At 68.1% G+C, this 18109-nt stretch carries 18 protein-coding genes and 1 tRNA gene; 16 read left to right on the top strand and 3 right to left on the bottom strand.

From position 1 onward, the window contains the following. Positions 1–67: 67 nt before the first annotated feature. From ileS to ndk, 4 genes are read left to right on the top strand one after another with little or no spacing between them, the layout of a single operon-like run. Positions 68–3511, top strand: a complete 3444-nt coding sequence (ileS, locus tag E3O48_RS11885) for an isoleucine--tRNA ligase (RefSeq protein ID WP_134539058.1) — start codon at positions 68–70, stop codon at positions 3509–3511. Next, the gene (locus E3O48_RS11880; RefSeq protein ID WP_134539057.1) at positions 3504–4880 is read left to right on the top strand and encodes a folylpolyglutamate synthase/dihydrofolate synthase family protein; all 1377 of its coding nucleotides are present in this window, start codon (positions 3504–3506) and stop codon (positions 4878–4880) included. Before ileS ends, E3O48_RS11880 begins: the two co-directional genes overlap by 8 nt. Further along, positions 4877–5215, top strand: coding sequence for a DUF4233 domain-containing protein (locus E3O48_RS11875; RefSeq protein ID WP_241982510.1), 339 nt, complete (start codon positions 4877–4879; stop codon positions 5213–5215). The genes E3O48_RS11880 and E3O48_RS11875 overlap by 4 nt, the downstream gene beginning before the upstream one ends. Then, on the top strand, positions 5212–5634 hold the full coding sequence (ndk, locus tag E3O48_RS11870; RefSeq protein ID WP_134507492.1) for a nucleoside-diphosphate kinase: 423 nt from the start codon (positions 5212–5214) through the stop codon (positions 5632–5634). Before E3O48_RS11875 ends, ndk begins: the two co-directional genes overlap by 4 nt. A 26-nt stretch (positions 5635–5660) precedes the next feature. On the opposite strand, the gene E3O48_RS11865 is transcribed toward ndk, so the two are convergent. Together E3O48_RS11865 and E3O48_RS11860 are read right to left on the bottom strand one after the other, a co-directional pair. After that, on the bottom strand, positions 5661–6071 hold the full coding sequence (locus tag E3O48_RS11865) for a PLD nuclease N-terminal domain-containing protein (protein WP_134507493.1): 411 nt from the start codon (positions 6069–6071) through the stop codon (positions 5661–5663). 169 nt (positions 6072–6240) lie between these two features. Next, the gene (locus tag E3O48_RS11860; RefSeq protein ID WP_241974586.1) at positions 6241–6840 is read right to left on the bottom strand and encodes a vitamin K epoxide reductase family protein; all 600 of its coding nucleotides are present in this window, start codon (positions 6838–6840) and stop codon (positions 6241–6243) included. A 278-nt stretch (positions 6841–7118) separates the two neighbouring features. On the opposite strand from E3O48_RS11860, the gene E3O48_RS11855 reads away from it, so the two are divergent. Beyond that, a complete protein-coding gene (locus tag E3O48_RS11855) occupies positions 7119–9797 on the top strand; it encodes an Rne/Rng family ribonuclease (RefSeq protein ID WP_241982542.1) in 2679 nt (892 codons plus the stop codon). A 111-nt stretch (positions 9798–9908) separates the two neighbouring features. Here E3O48_RS11855 and E3O48_RS11850 read toward each other — a convergent pair whose 3' ends face one another. Further along, a complete protein-coding gene (locus E3O48_RS11850; protein WP_134539051.1) occupies positions 9909–10199 on the bottom strand; it encodes a DUF4031 domain-containing protein in 291 nt (96 codons plus the stop codon). 198 nt (positions 10200–10397) lie between these two features. Between E3O48_RS11850 and rplU the strand changes: the two genes are divergently transcribed. The 11 genes from rplU (at position 10398) to E3O48_RS11795 (ending at position 18049) form a co-directional block, all read left to right on the top strand. Then, complete coding sequence (gene rplU / locus E3O48_RS11845) at positions 10398–10706, top strand: 50S ribosomal protein L21 (protein WP_134447928.1); 309 nt, start codon at positions 10398–10400, stop codon at positions 10704–10706. 19 nt (positions 10707–10725) lie between these two features. After that, positions 10726–10983 (top strand): 50S ribosomal protein L27, encoded by a 258-nt coding sequence (gene rpmA, locus E3O48_RS11840; RefSeq protein ID WP_134507497.1) that lies wholly within the window; start codon positions 10726–10728, stop codon positions 10981–10983. A gap of 77 nt (positions 10984–11060) precedes the next feature. Then, the gene (obgE, locus tag E3O48_RS11835) at positions 11061–12638 is read left to right on the top strand and encodes a GTPase ObgE (RefSeq protein WP_134507498.1); all 1578 of its coding nucleotides are present in this window, start codon (positions 11061–11063) and stop codon (positions 12636–12638) included. After that, positions 12635–13444, top strand: a complete 810-nt coding sequence (gene proB / locus E3O48_RS11830) for a glutamate 5-kinase (protein WP_134507499.1) — start codon at positions 12635–12637, stop codon at positions 13442–13444. The genes obgE and proB (E3O48_RS11830) overlap by 4 nt, the downstream gene beginning before the upstream one ends. A 13-nt stretch (positions 13445–13457) precedes the next feature. Further along, positions 13458–14306 (top strand): glutamate 5-kinase, encoded by an 849-nt coding sequence (gene proB / locus E3O48_RS11825; protein ID WP_134539049.1) that lies wholly within the window; start codon positions 13458–13460, stop codon positions 14304–14306. A gap of 9 nt (positions 14307–14315) precedes the next feature. Continuing rightward, complete coding sequence (locus tag E3O48_RS11820; RefSeq protein WP_134539047.1) at positions 14316–15587, top strand: glutamate-5-semialdehyde dehydrogenase; 1272 nt, start codon at positions 14316–14318, stop codon at positions 15585–15587. A gap of 72 nt (positions 15588–15659) precedes the next feature. Further along, positions 15660–15860, top strand: coding sequence for a hypothetical protein (locus E3O48_RS11815; RefSeq protein WP_134507502.1), 201 nt, complete (start codon positions 15660–15662; stop codon positions 15858–15860). Positions 15861–15873: 13 nt separating this feature from the next. After that, positions 15874–16467, top strand: a complete 594-nt coding sequence (nadD, locus tag E3O48_RS11810) for a nicotinate-nucleotide adenylyltransferase (protein WP_134539045.1) — start codon at positions 15874–15876, stop codon at positions 16465–16467. Further along, complete coding sequence (locus E3O48_RS11805; RefSeq protein ID WP_134539044.1) at positions 16464–17468, top strand: hypothetical protein; 1005 nt, start codon at positions 16464–16466, stop codon at positions 17466–17468. Before nadD ends, E3O48_RS11805 begins: the two co-directional genes overlap by 4 nt. A 40-nt stretch (positions 17469–17508) precedes the next feature. Further along, a complete protein-coding gene (gene rsfS / locus E3O48_RS11800) occupies positions 17509–17886 on the top strand; it encodes a ribosome silencing factor (protein WP_134507504.1) in 378 nt (125 codons plus the stop codon). An 87-nt stretch (positions 17887–17973) separates the two neighbouring features. Further along, positions 17974–18049: transfer RNA gene (locus E3O48_RS11795), tRNA-Ala, on the top strand. Positions 18050–18109: the final 60 nt, after the last annotated feature.

Here is an 18109-nt window from a genome sequence, read left to right as displayed (position 1 = left end):
CCTCGTGGAACAGGGCAGGCCTGCCTCACGCAGGACGCAGAAACTGCCCGACTCGTCCAGGAGAAGCATGACGTACCCCCAAGGTCAGCAATCAGGTTCGGCCGACCAGCAGTCCGGCTCGATCGTGCCGTCGCCGAACTTTCCCCAGCTCGAAACCGAGGTGCTCTCGTTCTGGAAGGACGATGCCACCTTCCAGGCGTCGATCGACAACCGCGAGGGCGCGCCCGAGTGGGTCTTCTATGACGGCCCGCCGTTCGCCAACGGCCTGCCGCACTACGGTCACCTCCTGACCGGGTACGCGAAGGACCTGTTCCCGCGTTTCCAGACCATGCGCGGCAAGCAGGTGCACCGCCGGTTCGGCTGGGACACCCACGGGCTGCCGGCCGAGCTCGAGGCCGAGCGGGAGCTCGGCATCGTCGACAAGAGCGAGATCGAGAAGATGGGCATCGGCGCCTTCAACGCCGTCGCCCGCAGCTCCGTGCTCAAGTACACCAAGGTGTGGGAGGAGTACGTCACCCGCCAGGCCCGCTGGGTCGACTTCGAGAACGACTACAAGACCCTCGACATCACCTTCATGGAGTCCGTGATCTGGGCCTTCAAGCGGCTGCACGACAAGGGGCTCGCCTACGAGGGCTACCGGGTGTTGCCGTACTGCTGGCGCGACCAGACCCCGCTGTCCAACCATGAGCTGCGGATGGACGACGACGTCTACAAGATGCGCCAGGACCAGACGGTCACGGTCACCTTCCCGCTCGTCGGGGCGAAGGCGGAGGTGCTCGGCCTCACCGCAGTGCGTGCCCTCGCCTGGACGACGACCCCGTGGACCCTGCCGACCAACCTCGCGCTCGCCGTCGGCCCGCAGATCGTCTACGCCGTCGTGCCGGCCGGCCCGAACGGCACCCCGGACGCCACCGTGCTCCGCGAGGAGACCGGGCGAACGGATGCCTCGGCCGAGGTGCTCGGCGCCGAGTACCTGATCGCGATCGACCTCGTCGGCAACTACGCCAAGGACCTCGGCTACGAGTCCGCGGCCGACGCGACCGCGGCGATCGCCCGCACCGTGCTCGGCAGCGAACTCGAGGGCGTCTCCTACGACCGGCTCTTCGACTACTACGCGGACACCGCGGTGTGGGGCACCGGGAACGCCTGGACCATCGTCGTGGCGGACTATGTCACCACCGCGGACGGCACCGGCATCGTGCACCAGGCCCCGGCCTACGGTGAAGAGGACCAGCGGATCTGCGAGGCCGCGGGCATCCCGGTGATCATCTCCCTCGACGACGGCGGCAAGTTCCTGCCCGACGTGCCCGAGGTGGCCGGCCTGCTCTGGTCGGACGCGAACAAGCCGCTCACCCAGCTGCTCCGCGCCGAGGGACGCCTGCTCCGCCAGGCCAGCTACGAGCACTCCTACCCGCACTGCTGGCGTTGCCGCAACCCCCTCATCTACAAGGCCGTCTCCAGCTGGTTCGTGCGGGTCACCGACTTCCGGGACCGGATGGAGGTGCTCAACCAGGACATCAACTGGGTCCCGGAGAACGTCAAGGACGGCCAGTTCGGCAAGTGGATCGGCAACGCCCGCGACTGGTCGATCAGCCGCAACCGCTACTTCGGCTCGCCGATCCCGGTCTGGAAGAGCGACAACCCCGACTACCCGCGGATCGACGTCTACGGCTCGCTCGACGAGCTCGAGGCCGACTTCGGCGTGCGCCCGACCGACCTGCACCGCCCGTACATCGACGAGCTCACCCGGCCGAACCCCGACGACCCGACCGGCCAGTCCACCATGCGGCGCATCACGGATGTGCTCGACGTCTGGTTCGACTCCGGCTCGATGCCCTTCGCCCAGGTGCACTACCCGTTCGAGAACCGGGATTGGTTCGACAGCCACAACCCGGCCGACTTCATCGTCGAGTACATCGGGCAGACCCGCGGCTGGTTCTACATGCTGCACGTGCTCTCGACGGCGCTGTTCGACCGCCCCGCCTTCAAGAACGTCGTCAGCCACGGCATCGTGCTCGGCAACGACGGGCAGAAGATGTCGAAGTCCCTGCGCAACTACCCCGACGTGAACGAGGTGTTCGACCGGGACGGGTCGGATGCGATGCGCTGGTTCCTGATGAGCTCCTCCGTGCTGCGCGGCGGCAACCTCATCGTCACGGAGGAAGGCATCCGGGAGGGTGCCCGCCAGGTCATGCTCCCGCTCTGGAGCACCTGGTACTTCTTCTCCCTCTACGCCAACGCGTCCGGCGAGAACGGCTACGACGCCGGCTGGCGCACCGACTCCACCGACGTGCTCGACCGGTACCTGCTCGCCAAGACCCGCGCCCTGATCACGGACGTCACCGCCGACCTGGAGAACCTGGACAGCACTCTCGCGTCCGCCCGGCTCCGGGACTTCGCCGACGTGCTCACCAACTGGTACGTGCGCCGGTCGCGCGACCGCTTCTGGGCCGGCGCGGCGGCCTCGGGAACCACCGGCTCCGAGGCCTTCGACACCCTGTACACCGTGCTCGAAACGCTCACCCGGGTTGCCGCGCCCCTGCTCCCGCTCGTCACCGAGCGCATCTGGCAGGGACTCACCGGCGGCCGCAGCGTGCACCTCGAGGACTGGCCCGACCCTGAACTTTTCCCTGCCGACGATGTGCTCGTCGCGGCCATGGACCAGGTGCGCACCATCAGTTCCACCGTGCTCTCCCTGCGCAAGCAGGCGGGGCTGCGCGTGCGCCTGCCGCTCGCGAACCTGACCGTGGTCACCACCGACACGGCGGCGATGGCCCCGTTCGAGGCCATCCTCCGCGACGAGCTCAACGTCAAGAACGTGTCCCTCGTGGAGCTCGCGGCCGACAGCGCCACCGCCTACGGCGTCACCTCCCGGCTCAACGTGAACGCCCGGGCCGCGGGCCCCCGACTCGGCAAGCAGGTGCAACAGGTGATCAAGGCCGCCCGCGCCGGCGACTGGACCGAGACCGACGGCGTCGTCACCGCCGGCGGGATCGAACTGGCCACGGGAGAGTACGAGCTCGTGCTGCAGACCGGCGGCCCGTCCGCCGACGCGGGCCAGGGCGCCGAGTCCGGCGACACGACCGCGCTCGCCCTGCTGCAGGGCGGCGGATTCGTGCTGCTCGACACGACCACGACGGCCGAACTCGAGGCCGAGGGATTCGCCCGGGACCTGATCCGTGCGGTGCAGGATACCCGCAAGTCCGCCGGATTCGAGGTGAGCGACCGCATCCGCCTCGACCTGGTCTTCTTCGACGACCTGGACGCGGCCACCTTCGCCCTCGCGGCCGGCGTCGATGTGCCGGCCGAAACCCTGACCACCCGCTTCGCCACCCACCGGGCGAGCGACGCCGACGCCGAACTGCTGGCCGCGACCCTGCCGTCGGAGTGGCTCGGCGACCTGGTCGGCGCTCCGGTCGAACACTACGTGCGCTTCGAAGCGGGGCAGTACGCCAACCGGGGTGCCGTGCTCGTCGCCGTCGCCAGAGAGAACGGACTCATCCATGTCTAAGTCCAGCCCCACAGCAGGCGACGCCGCGCGGGAGGCCGGCGACGCCGTCTACACGGCCCTGCTCGCCCGCGTCGGCGAAGGATCGCCGCGGCCCCGCCTCGAACCGACCAGGCGCGCCCTCGAACTGCTCGGCGACCCGCAGACCGTGTACCCGATCATCCATATCACCGGCACCAACGGCAAGACCAGCACCAGCCGGATCGCCGAGAGCCTGCTCCGCGCGTACGGCCTGCGCACCGGCCTGCTGATCAGCCCGCACCTCGTGCGGCTCAATGAGCGCATCGTGATCGACGGTGAGTCGATCGAGGACGAGGCCCTCGCCGCGAACTGGGACGACATCGCCCCCTACCTGCGGATGGTCGACGACGAGCTCACCGCCGCCGGCGACGAACCGCTCACCTTCTTCGAGGCGCTCACCGTTCTCGCGTTCGCCTGCTTCGCGGACGCTCCCGTCGACGTCGCCGTGATCGAGGTCGGCATGGGCGGCGAGTGGGACTCCACCAACGTCGCCGACGGGCAGGTCGCCGTGATCACGCCGATCGCCCTTGACCACACCAGGCGCCTCGGCGACACCATCGCGGAGATCGCCCGCACCAAGTCCGGGATCATCAAGCCCGCGGCATCCGTCGTCACGGCGAAGCAGGGCGAGCAGGCGCAGGCCGAACTCGAACGCGCCGTCGAACTGACCGAATCGACCCTGGCCAGTGAGGGCGAGGACTTCGCCCTGCTCGCCAGCCAGGTCGCCGTCGGCGGGCAGCTCATCTCGGTGCGCGGCCTGGCCGGCACCTATTCCGACCTGTTCCTGCCTCTCTACGGCACGCACCAGGCGCAGAACGCGGCCGTCGCGATCGCCGCCGTCGAATCGTTCATCGGCGCCGGCAGTCAGGAACTGGCCTACGACCTCGTCGAGGAGGGGCTCGCCTCCGCCACCTCGCCCGGCCGGCTGCAGCTGGTCGGCACCGACCCGACCGTGCTGGTGGATGCCGCGCACAACCCGCACGGCGCGGCCGCCCTCGCCGCGGCGCTGGATGCCTACTTCGACTTCGACGAGATCGTCGCCGTCGTCGGCATCCTGGCCGACAAGGACGCCGCCGGGATCATCGCGGCGCTCGAGCCCGTCGTCGCCCGCTTCCACGTCACCGCGTCGCACTCCGAACGGGCCATCCCCGTCGACGACCTCGCCGACCTGGTGGCGCGCACGGTCGGGGACGACACCACCATCCGGTTCGACGACCTCGCCCAGGCGCTCGAATCGGCCAGGGACTGGGCCGAGGAATCCCCGCGGCGCGCCGTCATCGTCACGGGGTCGATCACCCTCGTCGGTGAGGCGATCGCCCTGGCCGACGCCCGGGAATGGCTGAAGAAGTGAGCCGTCGCTCGGTGAAACGGTCGCTGGCCTCGATCGTGCTGGGCTTCGAGATCATCGTCGTCTTCCTCGCCGCGCTGGTCGTCTTCGGCCTCGGCGCGCTGCCGGCGTGGCTCGCGCTCGGCGGGGGAGCGGCGCTCTGCCTGGCGATGGCCTTGGTGATCGGCCTGCTCGGCCGCGACTGGTCGTACTACGCCGGCTGGTCGATCCAGGCCATCGTCGTCGCGACCGGTTTCCTCAACCCCACGATGTTTTTCGTCGGCGCAATGTTCGCTGCCATGTGGACGTACTGCATGATCGTCGGCACCAGATTAGACAACCAGAAGGAGAGCTCATGAGCACCCAGATCGAAGAAACCCTCGTATTGGTCAAGCCGGATGGCGTCGCCCGCAACCTGTCCGGTGAGATCCTGCGCCGGATCGAAGCGAAGGGATACTCCCTCGTCGACGTGAAGCTGGTCGAGCCCGAGCGGTCGCTGCTCGTGCAGCACTACGCAGAGCACGAGGGCAAGCCGTTCTTCGAACCGCTCGTCGAGTTCATGGAAAGCGGCGCCATCCTCGCCCTCCGGATCGCCGGCGAACGCGTGATCGAGGGCTTCCGCGCCCTCGCCGGGACGACCGACCCGACGACCGCGGCACCCGGCACCATCCGCGGCGACCTCGGCCGCGACTGGGGCGGAAAGGTGCAGCAGAACCTCGTTCACGGCTCCGACTCGCCCGAGTCCGCCGCCCGCGAGCTGGCCCTCTGGTTCGACTGACCGCCGGTTCGACTGACCGCCCGGGGCTACTCCAGGCTCTTCCGCCGGGCCTCGATCTCGGCTTCGAGGTTCCGGATCCTCGCCGCCTCCGCGTGGAACTCGATCTCCCGTTCGAGGTCGGCCAGCTCGTCCTCCGTGGAGCGGCTCGGAACACCGGTGTACTTCCCGCGTGAGGGTTCTCCCGGTCGGGGTTCGCCCGGCCGGGAGGGTCGTGCCTGGCTCCGGCGGGGGTCGCCGAACGTGCCCCGATCGATCGGAGCCGCATACTCCCGCCCGACGGCGAACCAGAGGATGCTGCCGATGACCGGAAGCAGGATGACGATCATGATCCACACCAGCTTCGGCAGATGCTGAACCTGGCCGTCCTGCCTGGTGATGATGTCGATGAGCGCACCGAGCAGCAGCAGAAAGAACACCGCGGAGATCAGCATGTACATGGGCGACAGTCTAGTGACCCGGGCGCGCTGAACGTGGGTCGATTTTGGTCGTTGATCAGGGGTCGAATCGGGCCTGCCGTGCCCCGCCGAACTGTGAGAAAAGTCGCCCTTTCCCGGGTGGAAGACCTGCTTTTCTCACAGCTCGGCGGGGTGGGGGGTTCGAGGCAGGTCAGAGCCGGTGCAGGAAGTCCATCTGCACCTGGGCGATCGCCGCGGCGACCAGGTAGCAGCCGATCGTGATCACGACGATCCAGGAATAGGCGCCGGCGGCGAAGCGACGCACGGCGGCAGGTGCCGGCAGGTTCCCCTCCGTGAGGTTGTGCAGCGTGACGGCGAGAAAGACCGGAATGGTCACGACCCAGGTCACCATGCACCACGGGCAGAGCACGTCCAGCACGAAGAAGCTCTGGCCCATCAGCCAGACCACCAGTGCGATCGCGCCGGTGACTCCGACGTTGAGGCCGATCCAGAACCAGCGGGCGAATCGGGCACCGGCGAGGATGCCGGCCCCGATCGTGATCACGACGGTCCAGCCGATGAGGCCGATCAGCGGGTTCGGGAAACCGAAGATCGCGCCCTGCCACGAGCCCAGGTTGGTGCTGCAGCCCACCAGCACACTGAAGTTGCAGGAGAGCTGGGCCTGGGGGTCCTCGAGGATGTGGATCTTGTCGAGGGTGAGCAGGAAGGCTGCGGTCAGGGCGATCAAACCGCCGATGATGAGGAAAATTGCGAGCCCGACGGGGCGCTTGGACGTCTCGGGCTGGGGCACCTTCGGATTATGCCATGCGCCTCGCGCGTCTTCCTGAGAATGCATGCGATAATCGAAGAAGTCGCTTGAGCCGCGCTCAAGCCGATGCCAGAGAAGGCCTAATGGGCAGCGAAAGCCCAGATTCATTGGTCCCACGACCAAAGGTATTAGCAGCCAGAGCCAAGAGCCGGTTGCGAACGAAGAGGATTCCCGAGGCTTTTGCGCAAGCAAAAACCTCGCATGAGAGGAGCCGGATGGGTGGCGCGGTCGCCCAAAACCGGTCAAGGAGCGCACCAGTGATGGTGGAAGACAACGAAATCAAGAAGCGCAAGGGACTGTTCGGCGGTCGCAGGACCAGCCGACGGGCATCCGCGGCCGCACCGACCACGCCGGAGGTGGCCGTAGAGCCGCAGCCCGTTGTGACGGATGCCGCCCAGGCCACTGAGGCGGCGGCGACCAACGCCGCGCCGACCCGCGCGACCAGGACCAGCACGGCGCGGACGAGCGCCGCGACCACCACCGATGGCCCGGCCGAATCGAACTCCGCTTTCGAGGCCCAGCCCCAGACCCCAGCGGAACAGGAACCCACCGTGGACCTCACCACCCCGCCCGTCGAACAGCCCGAGGTGCGACGCCCGTCGACTTCGCTCCTCTTCCAGGCGCCGAACATCCTCCCGCTCCCGGCCCGCACCGCTGCGCGCCAGGGAACCGCCCGCCAGGACGGCTTCCGCCAGGACAACCTCCGCCAGGACGGCTTCCGCCAGGACCAGGACGACGACGGCGATGAAGCGTCGACCGTGCGCCGCCGGGCCCGCCGCCGCACCGGCGACGAAGGACGCTCCGGCTCAGACGACCCGGCGAACACCGTCGTGCGGGTGCGCACCCCGCGCGAACCCGAACTGATCACCGAGCCCCAGCGGATCAAGGGCTCCACCCGGCTCGAGGCCAAGAAGCAGCGCCGCCGCGATGGTCGCGATGCCGGCCGCCGCCGCCCCGTGATCACGGAGGCCGAGTTCCTCGCCCGCCGTGAGGCCGTCGACCGGGTCATGGTCGTGCGCGCCAAGCACAACAAGATCCAGATCGGCGTCCTCGAAGACGGCGTTCTCGTCGAGCACTACGTGGCGAAGAACCAGGATGCGTCGCTGATCGGCAACGTCTACCTCGGCCGAGTGCAGAACGTGCTCCCCAGCATGGAAGCCGCGTTCGTCGACATCGGCCGCGGCCGCAACGCCGTGTTGTACTCCGGTGAGGTCGACTGGGATGCCGCCGCTGAGAACTCGGGCAACAGCAGCCAGGCCCGCCGGATCGAACTGGCGCTGAAGCCGGGCGACAAGGTGCTCGTGCAGGTGACAAAGGACCCGATCGGCCACAAGGGCGCGCGCCTGACCAGCCAGGTCTCGCTCCCGGGCCGCTACCTCGTCTACGTGCCCAACGGTTCGATGAACGGGATCAGCCGCAAGCTGCCCGACACCGAGCGTGCCCGGCTGAAGAAGATCCTCAAGGAGGTTCTCCCCGACAATGTGGGCGTCATCGTGCGCACCGCTGCCGAGGGTGCCACCGACGAGCAGCTCACCCTCGACGTGAACCGTCTCACCACGCAGTGGGCGTCCATCGCCAAGCAGGTCGACACGGTCCAGGCGCCGGCCCTGCTGCACAGCGAGCCCGACCTGCTGATCAAGATCGTGCGGGATGTCTTCAACGAGGACTTCCAGAAGATGGTCATCTCCGGCGACGACTCGCGCGAGATCATCGAGGCCTACCTGCGCCAGGTGGCCCCCGACCTGGTCGAGCGCGTCGAACGCTATGAGGGCGACGTCGACGCCTTCGACGAATACCGCATCTCCGAGCAGATCGAGAAGGCCCTCGACCGCAAGGTCTGGCTGCCGTCGGGCGGATCCCTCGTGATCGACCGCACCGAGGCCATGACGGTCGTCGACGTCAACACGGGCAAGTTCGTCGGCTCCGGCGGCAACCTGGAAGAGACCGTCACCAAGAACAACCTCGAAGCGGCCGAGGAGATCGTGCGCCAGCTGCGCCTGCGCGACATCGGCGGCATCATCGTCGTCGACTTCATCGATATGGTGCTCGAGACCAACCGGGACCTCGTGCTCCGGCGCATGCTCGAATGCCTCAGCCGCGACCGCACCAAGCACCAGGTGGCCGAGGTCACCTCGCTGGGTCTCGTGCAGATGACCCGCAAGAAGCTCGGTCTCGGACTTCTCGAATCGTTCAGCGAGAACTGCGAAGCCTGCGCCGGCCGGGGAATCATCATCCACCACGACCCGGTCGTCAAACACCGCCAGACCGCGCAGCCCGCCATGGAGCGTCGCCCGCGCAGCAAATCGGGCGGCAACGGCGGCAACGGGGACGCCGGCAGCCGCGGCGGCGACAACGGCCATCGGGGCGGCAGCGACAACGGTCACCGCGGAGCCGGCGCGCAGCAGTCGGAGCCGGCCAAGTCCACTGTCGGCACGCACGGGATCACCGAGGACGCCAAGCACGCCCTCGCGCTGATCGCGGCGCGTACCATCACCCGATCGCTGACCGGTTCCATCGCTGTCGTCCCGGCCATGGAGGCCAACCCGATCGCGGCGGCGGTCGACGCGGCTGCTGTCGAGACGGCTGCGGGCGACGCGGCAGTGACCGAGACGGCGATGACCGAGACGGCGATGACCGAGACGGCGACGTCTGCCCCGGTCACGGCCGGCGAAGCGGAGGCGGCGGCATCCGCGCCCCTGATCGACGACGCCTCGGAGTCGGTGGCGATCCTCGACATCCCGCTGAAGAAGTCCCCGCGCAGCCGGCGCACGGTCAGCAAGCAGGTCACCGACCAGCTCCTCGACTCCGTGCTCGAGGCTCTCCCCGAGCCCAAACAGCCCGGCCAGGGTCGTTCGCGCAGCCGCCGTGTCACCACCGCCGGCGGCTCGACCGCCACGGTGCAGCCCATCGTGACCCCCGGGCACGACGCTCAGCAGTAGCGGTTCCGCCCCAGGCGACCGATGGAGACCCGGCTTCGGCCCGGCCTTCATCGGTCGCCTATCTTTAACGGGCTCCGACGGGTGCGGGCTGCGGGAGCGGGGCGCCGACGGCTAGGAGCCCGGGTGCTCCGGACGGGTCGCGCGATCCCTTTTCGTCACTCTGAGCCCGCTGGCCCGCAGGCGCAGCACCAGCTCCCGGTTGCCGACCGGATGCGCCCCAGCGGCCACCAGGACGTCGTAGAGGCGCGCGGGCACGTCATAATGATCCAGGTCGAATCCGCGCAGGGGGATCTCGTTGGCGGCCGCGAAGGCGTGCAATTCGTCCAGCGAGGTGTCGCTGATCAGATGGGACCAGACGGTACCGTGGGCGGGCCACATCGGACGGTCGATCAATACGGTCATCACCAGATTCTATGTTCCCGGTTCGGTTTGACCGGGGCAGGAGGATCAGCTAAAGTCGATTGTTGGTGTGCGATGGGCCTGAGCCCGCGCGGTCACCAAGGTTTTCTGACAGCGACGAGCCGACTTGGCCCGTTCAACGCAGTAACTTTCCATCTTAGGAATCGGGGCCTCACGGCTCCCCAGAGTTAGGTACGTAACGTGGTTTACGCAGTTGTGCGCGCCGGTGGGCGGCAGGAGAAGGTAGAGGTCGGGACCATCGTCACGATGGACCGAATCAAGGCTGATAAGGACGGCAACGTCGAGCTGGCCGCCGTGCTTCTCGTCGACGGCGACAAGATCACCTCTGACTCGAAGTCGCTGGCCAAGGTCACGGTTACCGCCGAGGTCCTCAACGACCTCCGTGGTCCGAAGATCGTCATCCAGAAATTCAAGAACAAGACCGGGTACAAGAAGCGTCAGGGGCACCGTCAGGAGCTCACACGCGTTCAGGTCACCGGCATCGCCTAAGGCCTGAGGAGAAGAACAGATGGCACACAAAAAAGGTGCGAGTTCCACTCGCAACGGTCGCGACTCCAATGCTCAGCGCCTCGGCGTGAAGCGTTTCGGTGGTCAGGTTGTCAGCGCGGGCGAGATCATCGTTCGTCAGCGCGGCACGCACTTCCACCCCGGCGTCAACGTCGGCCGCGGTGGAGACGACACGCTCTTCGCCCTGGAGTCCGGCTCGGTTGAGTTCGGCGCCAAGGGCGGCCGCAAGGTCGTCAACATCGTGGTGGCTGCCGCGTAGGCATCCACAACTCTTGAACGTCAGGGCGGGCCTTTGGCTCGCCCTGACGTGTTTTCGCCACCTGAAAGGGGCACCCCATGGCCACATTCGTTGACCACGTCACGCTGCACCTGAGAGCGGGCAACGGAGGGAACGGCTGTGTCTCCGTCAAGCGGGAGAAATTCAAGCCCCTCGCCGGCCCCGACGGCGGAAACGGCGGAAACGGCGGCGACATCGTGCTCGTGGCCGACCCCCAGGTGACCACGCTGCTCGGCTACCACCGTTCGCCGCACCGCAGCTCCTCCAACGGCGGCCCCGGTATGGGCGACCACCGCGCCGGCTACGCCAGCGACCTGATGGAGCTGTCCGTGCCGCTGGGCACCGTCGTCAAGGACGCCGAAGGCAATGAACTCGCCGACATGACGGAACCCGGCTTCCGCATCGTCGTCGCGCCCGGCGGCCAGGGCGGGCTCGGCAACGCAGCCCTCGCCTCGACCAAACGCAAGGCGCCCGGTTTCGCACTCCTCGGCACTTACGGCTGGGAAGGCGACATCCAGCTCGAGCTCAAGACCGTGGCGGATGTGGCGCTCGTCGGCTACCCGTCGGCCGGCAAGTCCAGCCTGATCGCGGCGATCTCGGCCGCACGTCCCAAGATCGCCGACTACCCCTTCACCACCCTGCACCCCAACCTCGGCGTCGTCGACGCCGGCGAGGTGCGGTACACCGTCGCCGACGTTCCCGGCCTGATCGAGGGCGCCAGCGAGGGCAAGGGGCTCGGGCTCGAATTCCTGCGTCACGTCGAGCGCTGCACCGCGCTGCTGCACATCCTCGACTGCGCCACCCTCGACCCCGACCGCGACCCGCTCAGCGACCTCGACGTCATCCTCGGCGAGCTGGCGGCCTACCCGGTCCCCGAAGGCCAGAAGCCGCTGCTCGACCGGCCGCAGCTCGTCGCGCTGAACAAGATCGACGTGCCGGAGGCCCGCGAACTCGCGGACTTCGTCAAGGGCGACCTCGAGGCGCGCGGGTACCGCGTGTTCGAGATCTCCACGGTCAGCCACGAGGGCCTTCGCGCGCTCAACTACGCGCTGGCCGAGGTCGTCGAAGCCGGCCGGGTCGAGGCAGCGGCGACGCAGGCGGCCAAGCCGCGCATCGTCATCCGCCCCAAGGCCGTCGACGACAGCGGTTTCGTCGTCAAGGTCGAGGGTGGCTCGTTCGGCAACATCTACCGGATCATCGGCACCAAGCCTGAACGCTGGGTGCAGCAGACCGACTTCACCAACGATGAAGCGGTCGGGTTCCTCGCCGACCGGCTGGCCAAGCTCGGGATCGAGAACGAACTGTTCAAGGCCGGCGCCATCGCCGGGTCGACGGTCATCATCGGCCCCGGCAACGGCGTCGTCTTCGACTGGGAGCCCACGCTCACGTCAACGGCCGAGCTGATCACCGCGCCCCGCGGAACGGACACCCGGCTCGACGACTCCAAGCGCCGCACGAGCAACGAACGTCGCGAGGAGTACTTCGGGCGGATGGACGCCAAGGCGGCCGCCCGCGCCGAACTCATCCGCGAACGCGAAGCCGGCATGTGGTCCACCGGCGAAGAGGAATTCAACGGCGACGTGACCGGCGACGGTTCAATCCCGGTGAAGGGAAAGCAGGAAGGCGAGTCCGAATGAGCGCCAGAGCCCGCGCCCAGGTGTCCTCCGCGCGCCGGATCGTGGTGAAGGTCGGCTCCTCCTCGATCAGCGGTGACAACGCCGACCAGATCGCACCGCTGATCGAAGCCCTCGCCGAGACGCACGGGCGCGGCGTCGAGGTGGTCCTGGTGTCCTCAGGGGCCGTCGCGAGCGGGATGAGCCACCTGAACCTCGACGGGCGACCGAGCGACCTGGCCACCCAGCAGGCGGCCGCGTCCGTGGGGCAGAACGTGCTCACCGCCCGCTACCAGGAGACCCTCGACCGGCACGGCATCGCCGCGGGGCAGGTGCTGCTCACCGAGGGAGACCTCCTCAACGAGCCGCACCGCAGCAACACCCGCCGTGCGGTGAACCGGCTCCTCGACCTCCGGATCATGCCGATCGTCAACGAGAACGACACCGTGGCCACCTACGGCCTGCGGTTCGGCGACAATGACCGCCTCGCGGCCATGCTGTCCGTGCTCATCCGGGCCGACCTGCTGCTGCTGCTCAGCGATGTCGACTCGCTCTACACCAAGCCCCCGCACCTGCCCGGCGCCGAACGGATCGACCACATCGGCTTCGACGAAGAACTCGCCGGTATGGAATTCGGGGCGACCAAGGCGGCGGGCGGCGTCGGAACCGGCGGCGCCAACACCAAGGTGAAGGCGGCCCGGCTGGCCGCGTCCGCCGGCACCGCGGTGCTCGTGACCGCGACCGGACTCGCCGCGGATGCCCTCCGCGGCGAGGAGGTCGGCACCTGGTTCGAGCCGATGCCCACGGCGCCCGGGCGCGCGCTCCTGTGACCCGGGCCGGGGAATGAGCGTGCTCGCACGGAATGAGATCGCATCGGCGGCGCGCATCGTCGTCAAGGTCGGGTCCTCGTCGATCAGCGGCGAGAACGCCGGCCAGATCGCCCCGCTGGTCGACGCCCTCGCCACGGCCCATGGGCGCGGAGCGGAAATCGTGCTCGTGTCCTCCGGAGCCATTGCCACCGGGATGCCCTACCTTCAGCTCGACGAACGGCCCACCGACCTCGCCACCCAGCAGGCCGCGGCATCCGTCGGTCAGAACCTGCTGATTTTCCGCTACCAGGACAGCCTCGATCGGTACGACATCGTCGCCGGCCAGGTGCTCCTCACGGCGGGCGACCTCGAGAACCCGTCACACCGCAGCAACGCGCACCGGGCCATGGACCGGCTGCTCGGGCTGCGCATCCTGCCGATCGTCAATGAGAACGACACCGTCGCGACCCACGAGATCCGGTTCGGCGACAACGACCGGCTCGCGGCCCTCGTCGCCACCCTGATCAAGGCCGACCTGCTCGTGCTGCTCAGCGACGTCGACGCGCTCTACACCCGTCCGCCGCACTTGCCGGGTGCCGAGCCGATCTCGCACGTCGGCGCCGGCGACCGGCTGCCCGGCGTCGAATTCGGCGCAAGCCGTTCCGGCGTGGGCACCGGGGGTGCGGGCACCAAGGTGTCGGCGGCCCGGATCGCGGCCGACGCCGGCACCGCAGTCCTGGTCACCTCGACAGCGCTGGTCGCCGAGGCCCTCCGCGGTGACCTGGTCGGAACCTGGTTCGAACCGAGCGCCGGCGCGCCCACCCTGCGGCCCGGCAGCCCTGCTCGGCAGACCACCCAGCGCTCCGGCGGCCCCGTCGCGTAAACTGCCGGGATGTCCTCACAGACCCTGACCGACACTGTCCAACTCACGCCCATCCTCGAGGCGTCCCGGCGGGCGGCGGTTGACCTCGCCGCCGCGCCGACCCAGGTGAAGAACCGGGCGCTGGCCGCGGTGTCCGCCGCGCTGCGCGGGAACGTCCCCGACATCCTCACCGCCAACCGCGCCGACCTGGCCGCCGGCCGCGAGAACGGCCTGTCCGGCGGGATGCTCGACCGCCTCATGCTGGACGAGGCCCGGATCGAAGGACTCGCCGCCGCCGTCGAGCAGATCGCCCTGCTCACCGACCCGATCGGCGAGGTGGTGCGGGGGAAAAGCCTGCCCAACGGCATCAGGATCAGCCAGGTGCGGGTGCCCTTCGGCGTGGTCGGGGTCATCTATGAGGCCAGGCCCAACGTCACCGTCGACATCGCCGCGATCGCGCTCAAGAGCGGCAACGCCGTCGTACTCCGCGGCGGATCCGCCGCGGAGAACACCAACCGGGTCCTGGTCGGCCTGTTACAGCAGGCGATCGGTTCGTCCGGGCTTCCCGCGGAGTCGGTGCAGACGATCGACCCCTTCGGGCGCGAGGGCGCCACCCTGCTGATGCAGGCCCGCGGCCACGTCGACGTGCTCATCCCCCGGGGAAGTGCCGGCCTGATCCAGGCGGTCGTGAACCAGTCGAAGGTGCCCGTGATCGAGACCGGGGCGGGAGTCGTGCACATCTTCCTCGACGAGAGCGCCAACGCAGACTGGGCGGTGGAGATCGTGCACAACTCGAAGGTGCAGCGGCCCAGCGTCTGCAACGCCCTCGAAACCCTCCTCGTGCACCGGGATGCCGCCGCACGGCTGCTCCCCGGCGTGCTGGCGAAGCTCGCCGCATCCGGCGTCACGGTCCACGGGGACGCGCGGGTGCGGGAGATCTTCCCGGCCGCGGTGCCGGCGACCGAGGAAGACTGGGGCACCGAATATATGGGCCTCGAGGTCTCCGTGGCCGTGGTCGACTCGCTCGATGACGCGATCGCGCACATCCGCCGCTACTCCACCGGGCACACCGAATCGATCATCACCAACGACGTCGTCAACGCCGAGCGGTTCCTGGCCGAGGTCGACTCCGCCGCCGTCATGGTCAACGCCTCCACCCGGTTCACCGATGGCGGCGAATTCGGATTCGGTGCCGAAGTGGGCATTTCGACCCAGAAACTGCACGCCAGGGGGCCGATGGGCCTGCCGGAACTGACCAGCACCAAATGGATCGTGCGTGGCTCGGGCCAGGTGCGCGCGTAGGCCCCGCTAGAATACTGTCGGAGTCGTCCAATCTTGCCGGGCACCCCTGAACCGCCTCTGAATGGAGAACCCATGTCGTTCCTGAACGTAGTGCTCGCGCAGGCCGAACAGGTCGCCTTGCCCATGCCGACGTTCGTCTACGGCCTGATCGCCCTCGTGACCTTCGCCGCCCTCGGCGTCGTCGTCTGGTCGTACCGTGACGTGGCGAACCGCCACCAGGCCAAGGCGAAGGCATACGCCGACGCTCACGGCGGCGCCCGCGCCGGCCACTGAGGCTGACGTTTCGATGCCGGAGCGCCGTCTGAGAATCGGTGTGATGGGCGGCACCTTCGACCCGATCCACCACGGGCACCTCGTGGCCGCGAGCGAGGTCGCGCAGAGCTTCGACCTCGACGAGGTGATCTTCGTGCCGACCGGCCAGCCGTGGCAGAAGTCCGATGTGACGGTCAGTGAACACCGTTACCTGATGACGGTCATCGCGACGGCGTCGAATCCGCGCTTCACGGTGAGCCGGGTCGACATCGACCGCACCGGACCCACCTACACGATCGACACGCTCCGCGACCTGCACGCCCAGCACCCGGACGCTGAGCTCTTCTTCATCACCGGCGCCGACGCGATCCGTCAGATCCTGAGCTGGAAAGACGTCCAGGAGCTCTGGGACCTCGCCCACTTCGTGGCTGTGAGTCGTCCGGGACATGAGCTCAGCGTTTCGGGATTGCCGAACCAGGACGTAAGCTTGTTGGAAGTTCCGGCTTTGGCTATCTCGTCCACAGACTGCCGGGCACGTGTGAACCGGGGATTCCCGGTCTGGTATCTGGTCCCCGATGGGGTTGTCCAGTACATCTCAAAGCATCATCTGTATCGGAGTGTGGCATGACGTTGGGTAATGACCCACAGCCACTGACGCGTCGTCAAGCGCGCGAGTTGGCCCAGGGGCACGAGCCTGCCTCGGCAGACCAGCAGCATTCGTCGACCCACATCCCCACGCACACGTCCGGCACCACGCCGGTGCGACCCCCGGCCCCGGTCCCTGTCACGCCCGCCGCCGTCACACCGGACACCGAGCCCGCTTCCGCATCCGTTTTCGCGCCGCCGGCGACGAAGTCCGGCTGGGCCGGCGCGGTGAGCGCCCCGCGCCAGCCCGTCCCCGAACGAACCCTGACCCGCCGTGAACTGCGCTCCCTGCAGCTGGCCCAGGGCCACGACGACGAATCGGGCCCGTCCGAGCCGGCCCCGGTCGAGTTGTCCGCAGCCGAGACCCCCGTCGTCGAGGCGACGCAGGTCAAAGCGAAGCAGGCCGTGCCCGTCGAGTTCCTCGTCGAATCGAAGACCTCTTCCACGGCCTCTGCCCGGGCCCGCCCCGGGGTGCTCCACCCGCCGGTCGGTCACTGGTCCCTCGATCGTGACGAAGACGACGGTTCCTTTCCCGGCGGATCACCGATCGAGCCGTTCGACCAGCTGATGAGCCGCGGGATCAGCGCCGGCGGAATCCCCACGACCACCAACGCCCTCATCCTGCCGTCGATCCCGCACCAGGGCACGACCTCCGGACCGTTGACCAGCACCGGCGAGATCATGATCACCGGGTCGATCGACCTGCCGCGCAGTCTCGGCTCGACGGGCGCGCATCCGAACCTGTTCGATTCCGCCGAAATGGACCACATGCTCGACCAGCTCGATGAGAGCGGTCACCACAGCGACGTCGCCCCGGTGAGTGCCAGCCGCGCTGTCAGCACCCACGCCTCGACCAGGGGCGTGATGGCGCCGCCGGCCAAGCGCGGGGTGACGCTTCCCACCGTCCTGACGATCACCGTCGGCGTGCTCGCCCTCGGCGTTGTTGCGCTGTTCATTGCCGGCTACGTTCTCAAGATCTTCTAATGCCACTTCATTCGCTTTCACTAACTCAGGGATCCATTCGATGACCGCTTCTGCCCATGCTCTCGAGCTCCTCAAGCTGGCCGCTGCCGCCGCAGACTCGAAAGCGGGGGAGGACCTCGTCGCGATCGACGTCTCGAACCCCCTTCCGCTTGCCGACATCTTCCTGATCGTCACGGGGCGCTCAGAGCGCAACGTCGTGGCCATCGCCGGCGAGATCGAAGACAAGCTCACCGAGGCCGGCCACAAGCCCCTGCGTCGCGAGGGCCGCGCCGAGGGCCGTTGGATCCTCGTCGACTTCGGAGACCTCGTCGTCCATGTCTTCCACGAGGAAGAACGCGTCTACTACTCCCTCGAGCGTCTTTGGAAGGACTGCCCCGTCATTCCGATCGAGCTGCCCGCCCACAAGGTCCAGGAGTAGCAGTTGGTACTCAACAGGCTGGGGATGTAGTAGCCTAGAGAAGTTGTTTCGGGCCGGAAGAAATGGAATCCGGCCGAAGCACAATCTGGGTCCGTGGCGCAGCTGGTAGCGCACCTGCATGGCATGCAGGGGGTCAGGGGTTCGAATCCCCTCGGATCCACCAAAAACTGTTTGACGAAGAAGACCCGCTCACTGAGTGGGTCTTTTTTGTTTGGCAGGGAAG

Origin of the sequence: Cryobacterium sp. HLT2-28, from assembly GCF_004402495.1 — a bacterium.
Taxonomy (GTDB): Bacteria; Actinomycetota; Actinomycetes; order Actinomycetales; family Microbacteriaceae; genus Cryobacterium; species Cryobacterium mannosilyticum.
Note: the sequence above shows the minus strand (reverse complement) of the source record. Positions and strands in the feature narration are given on the sequence as shown.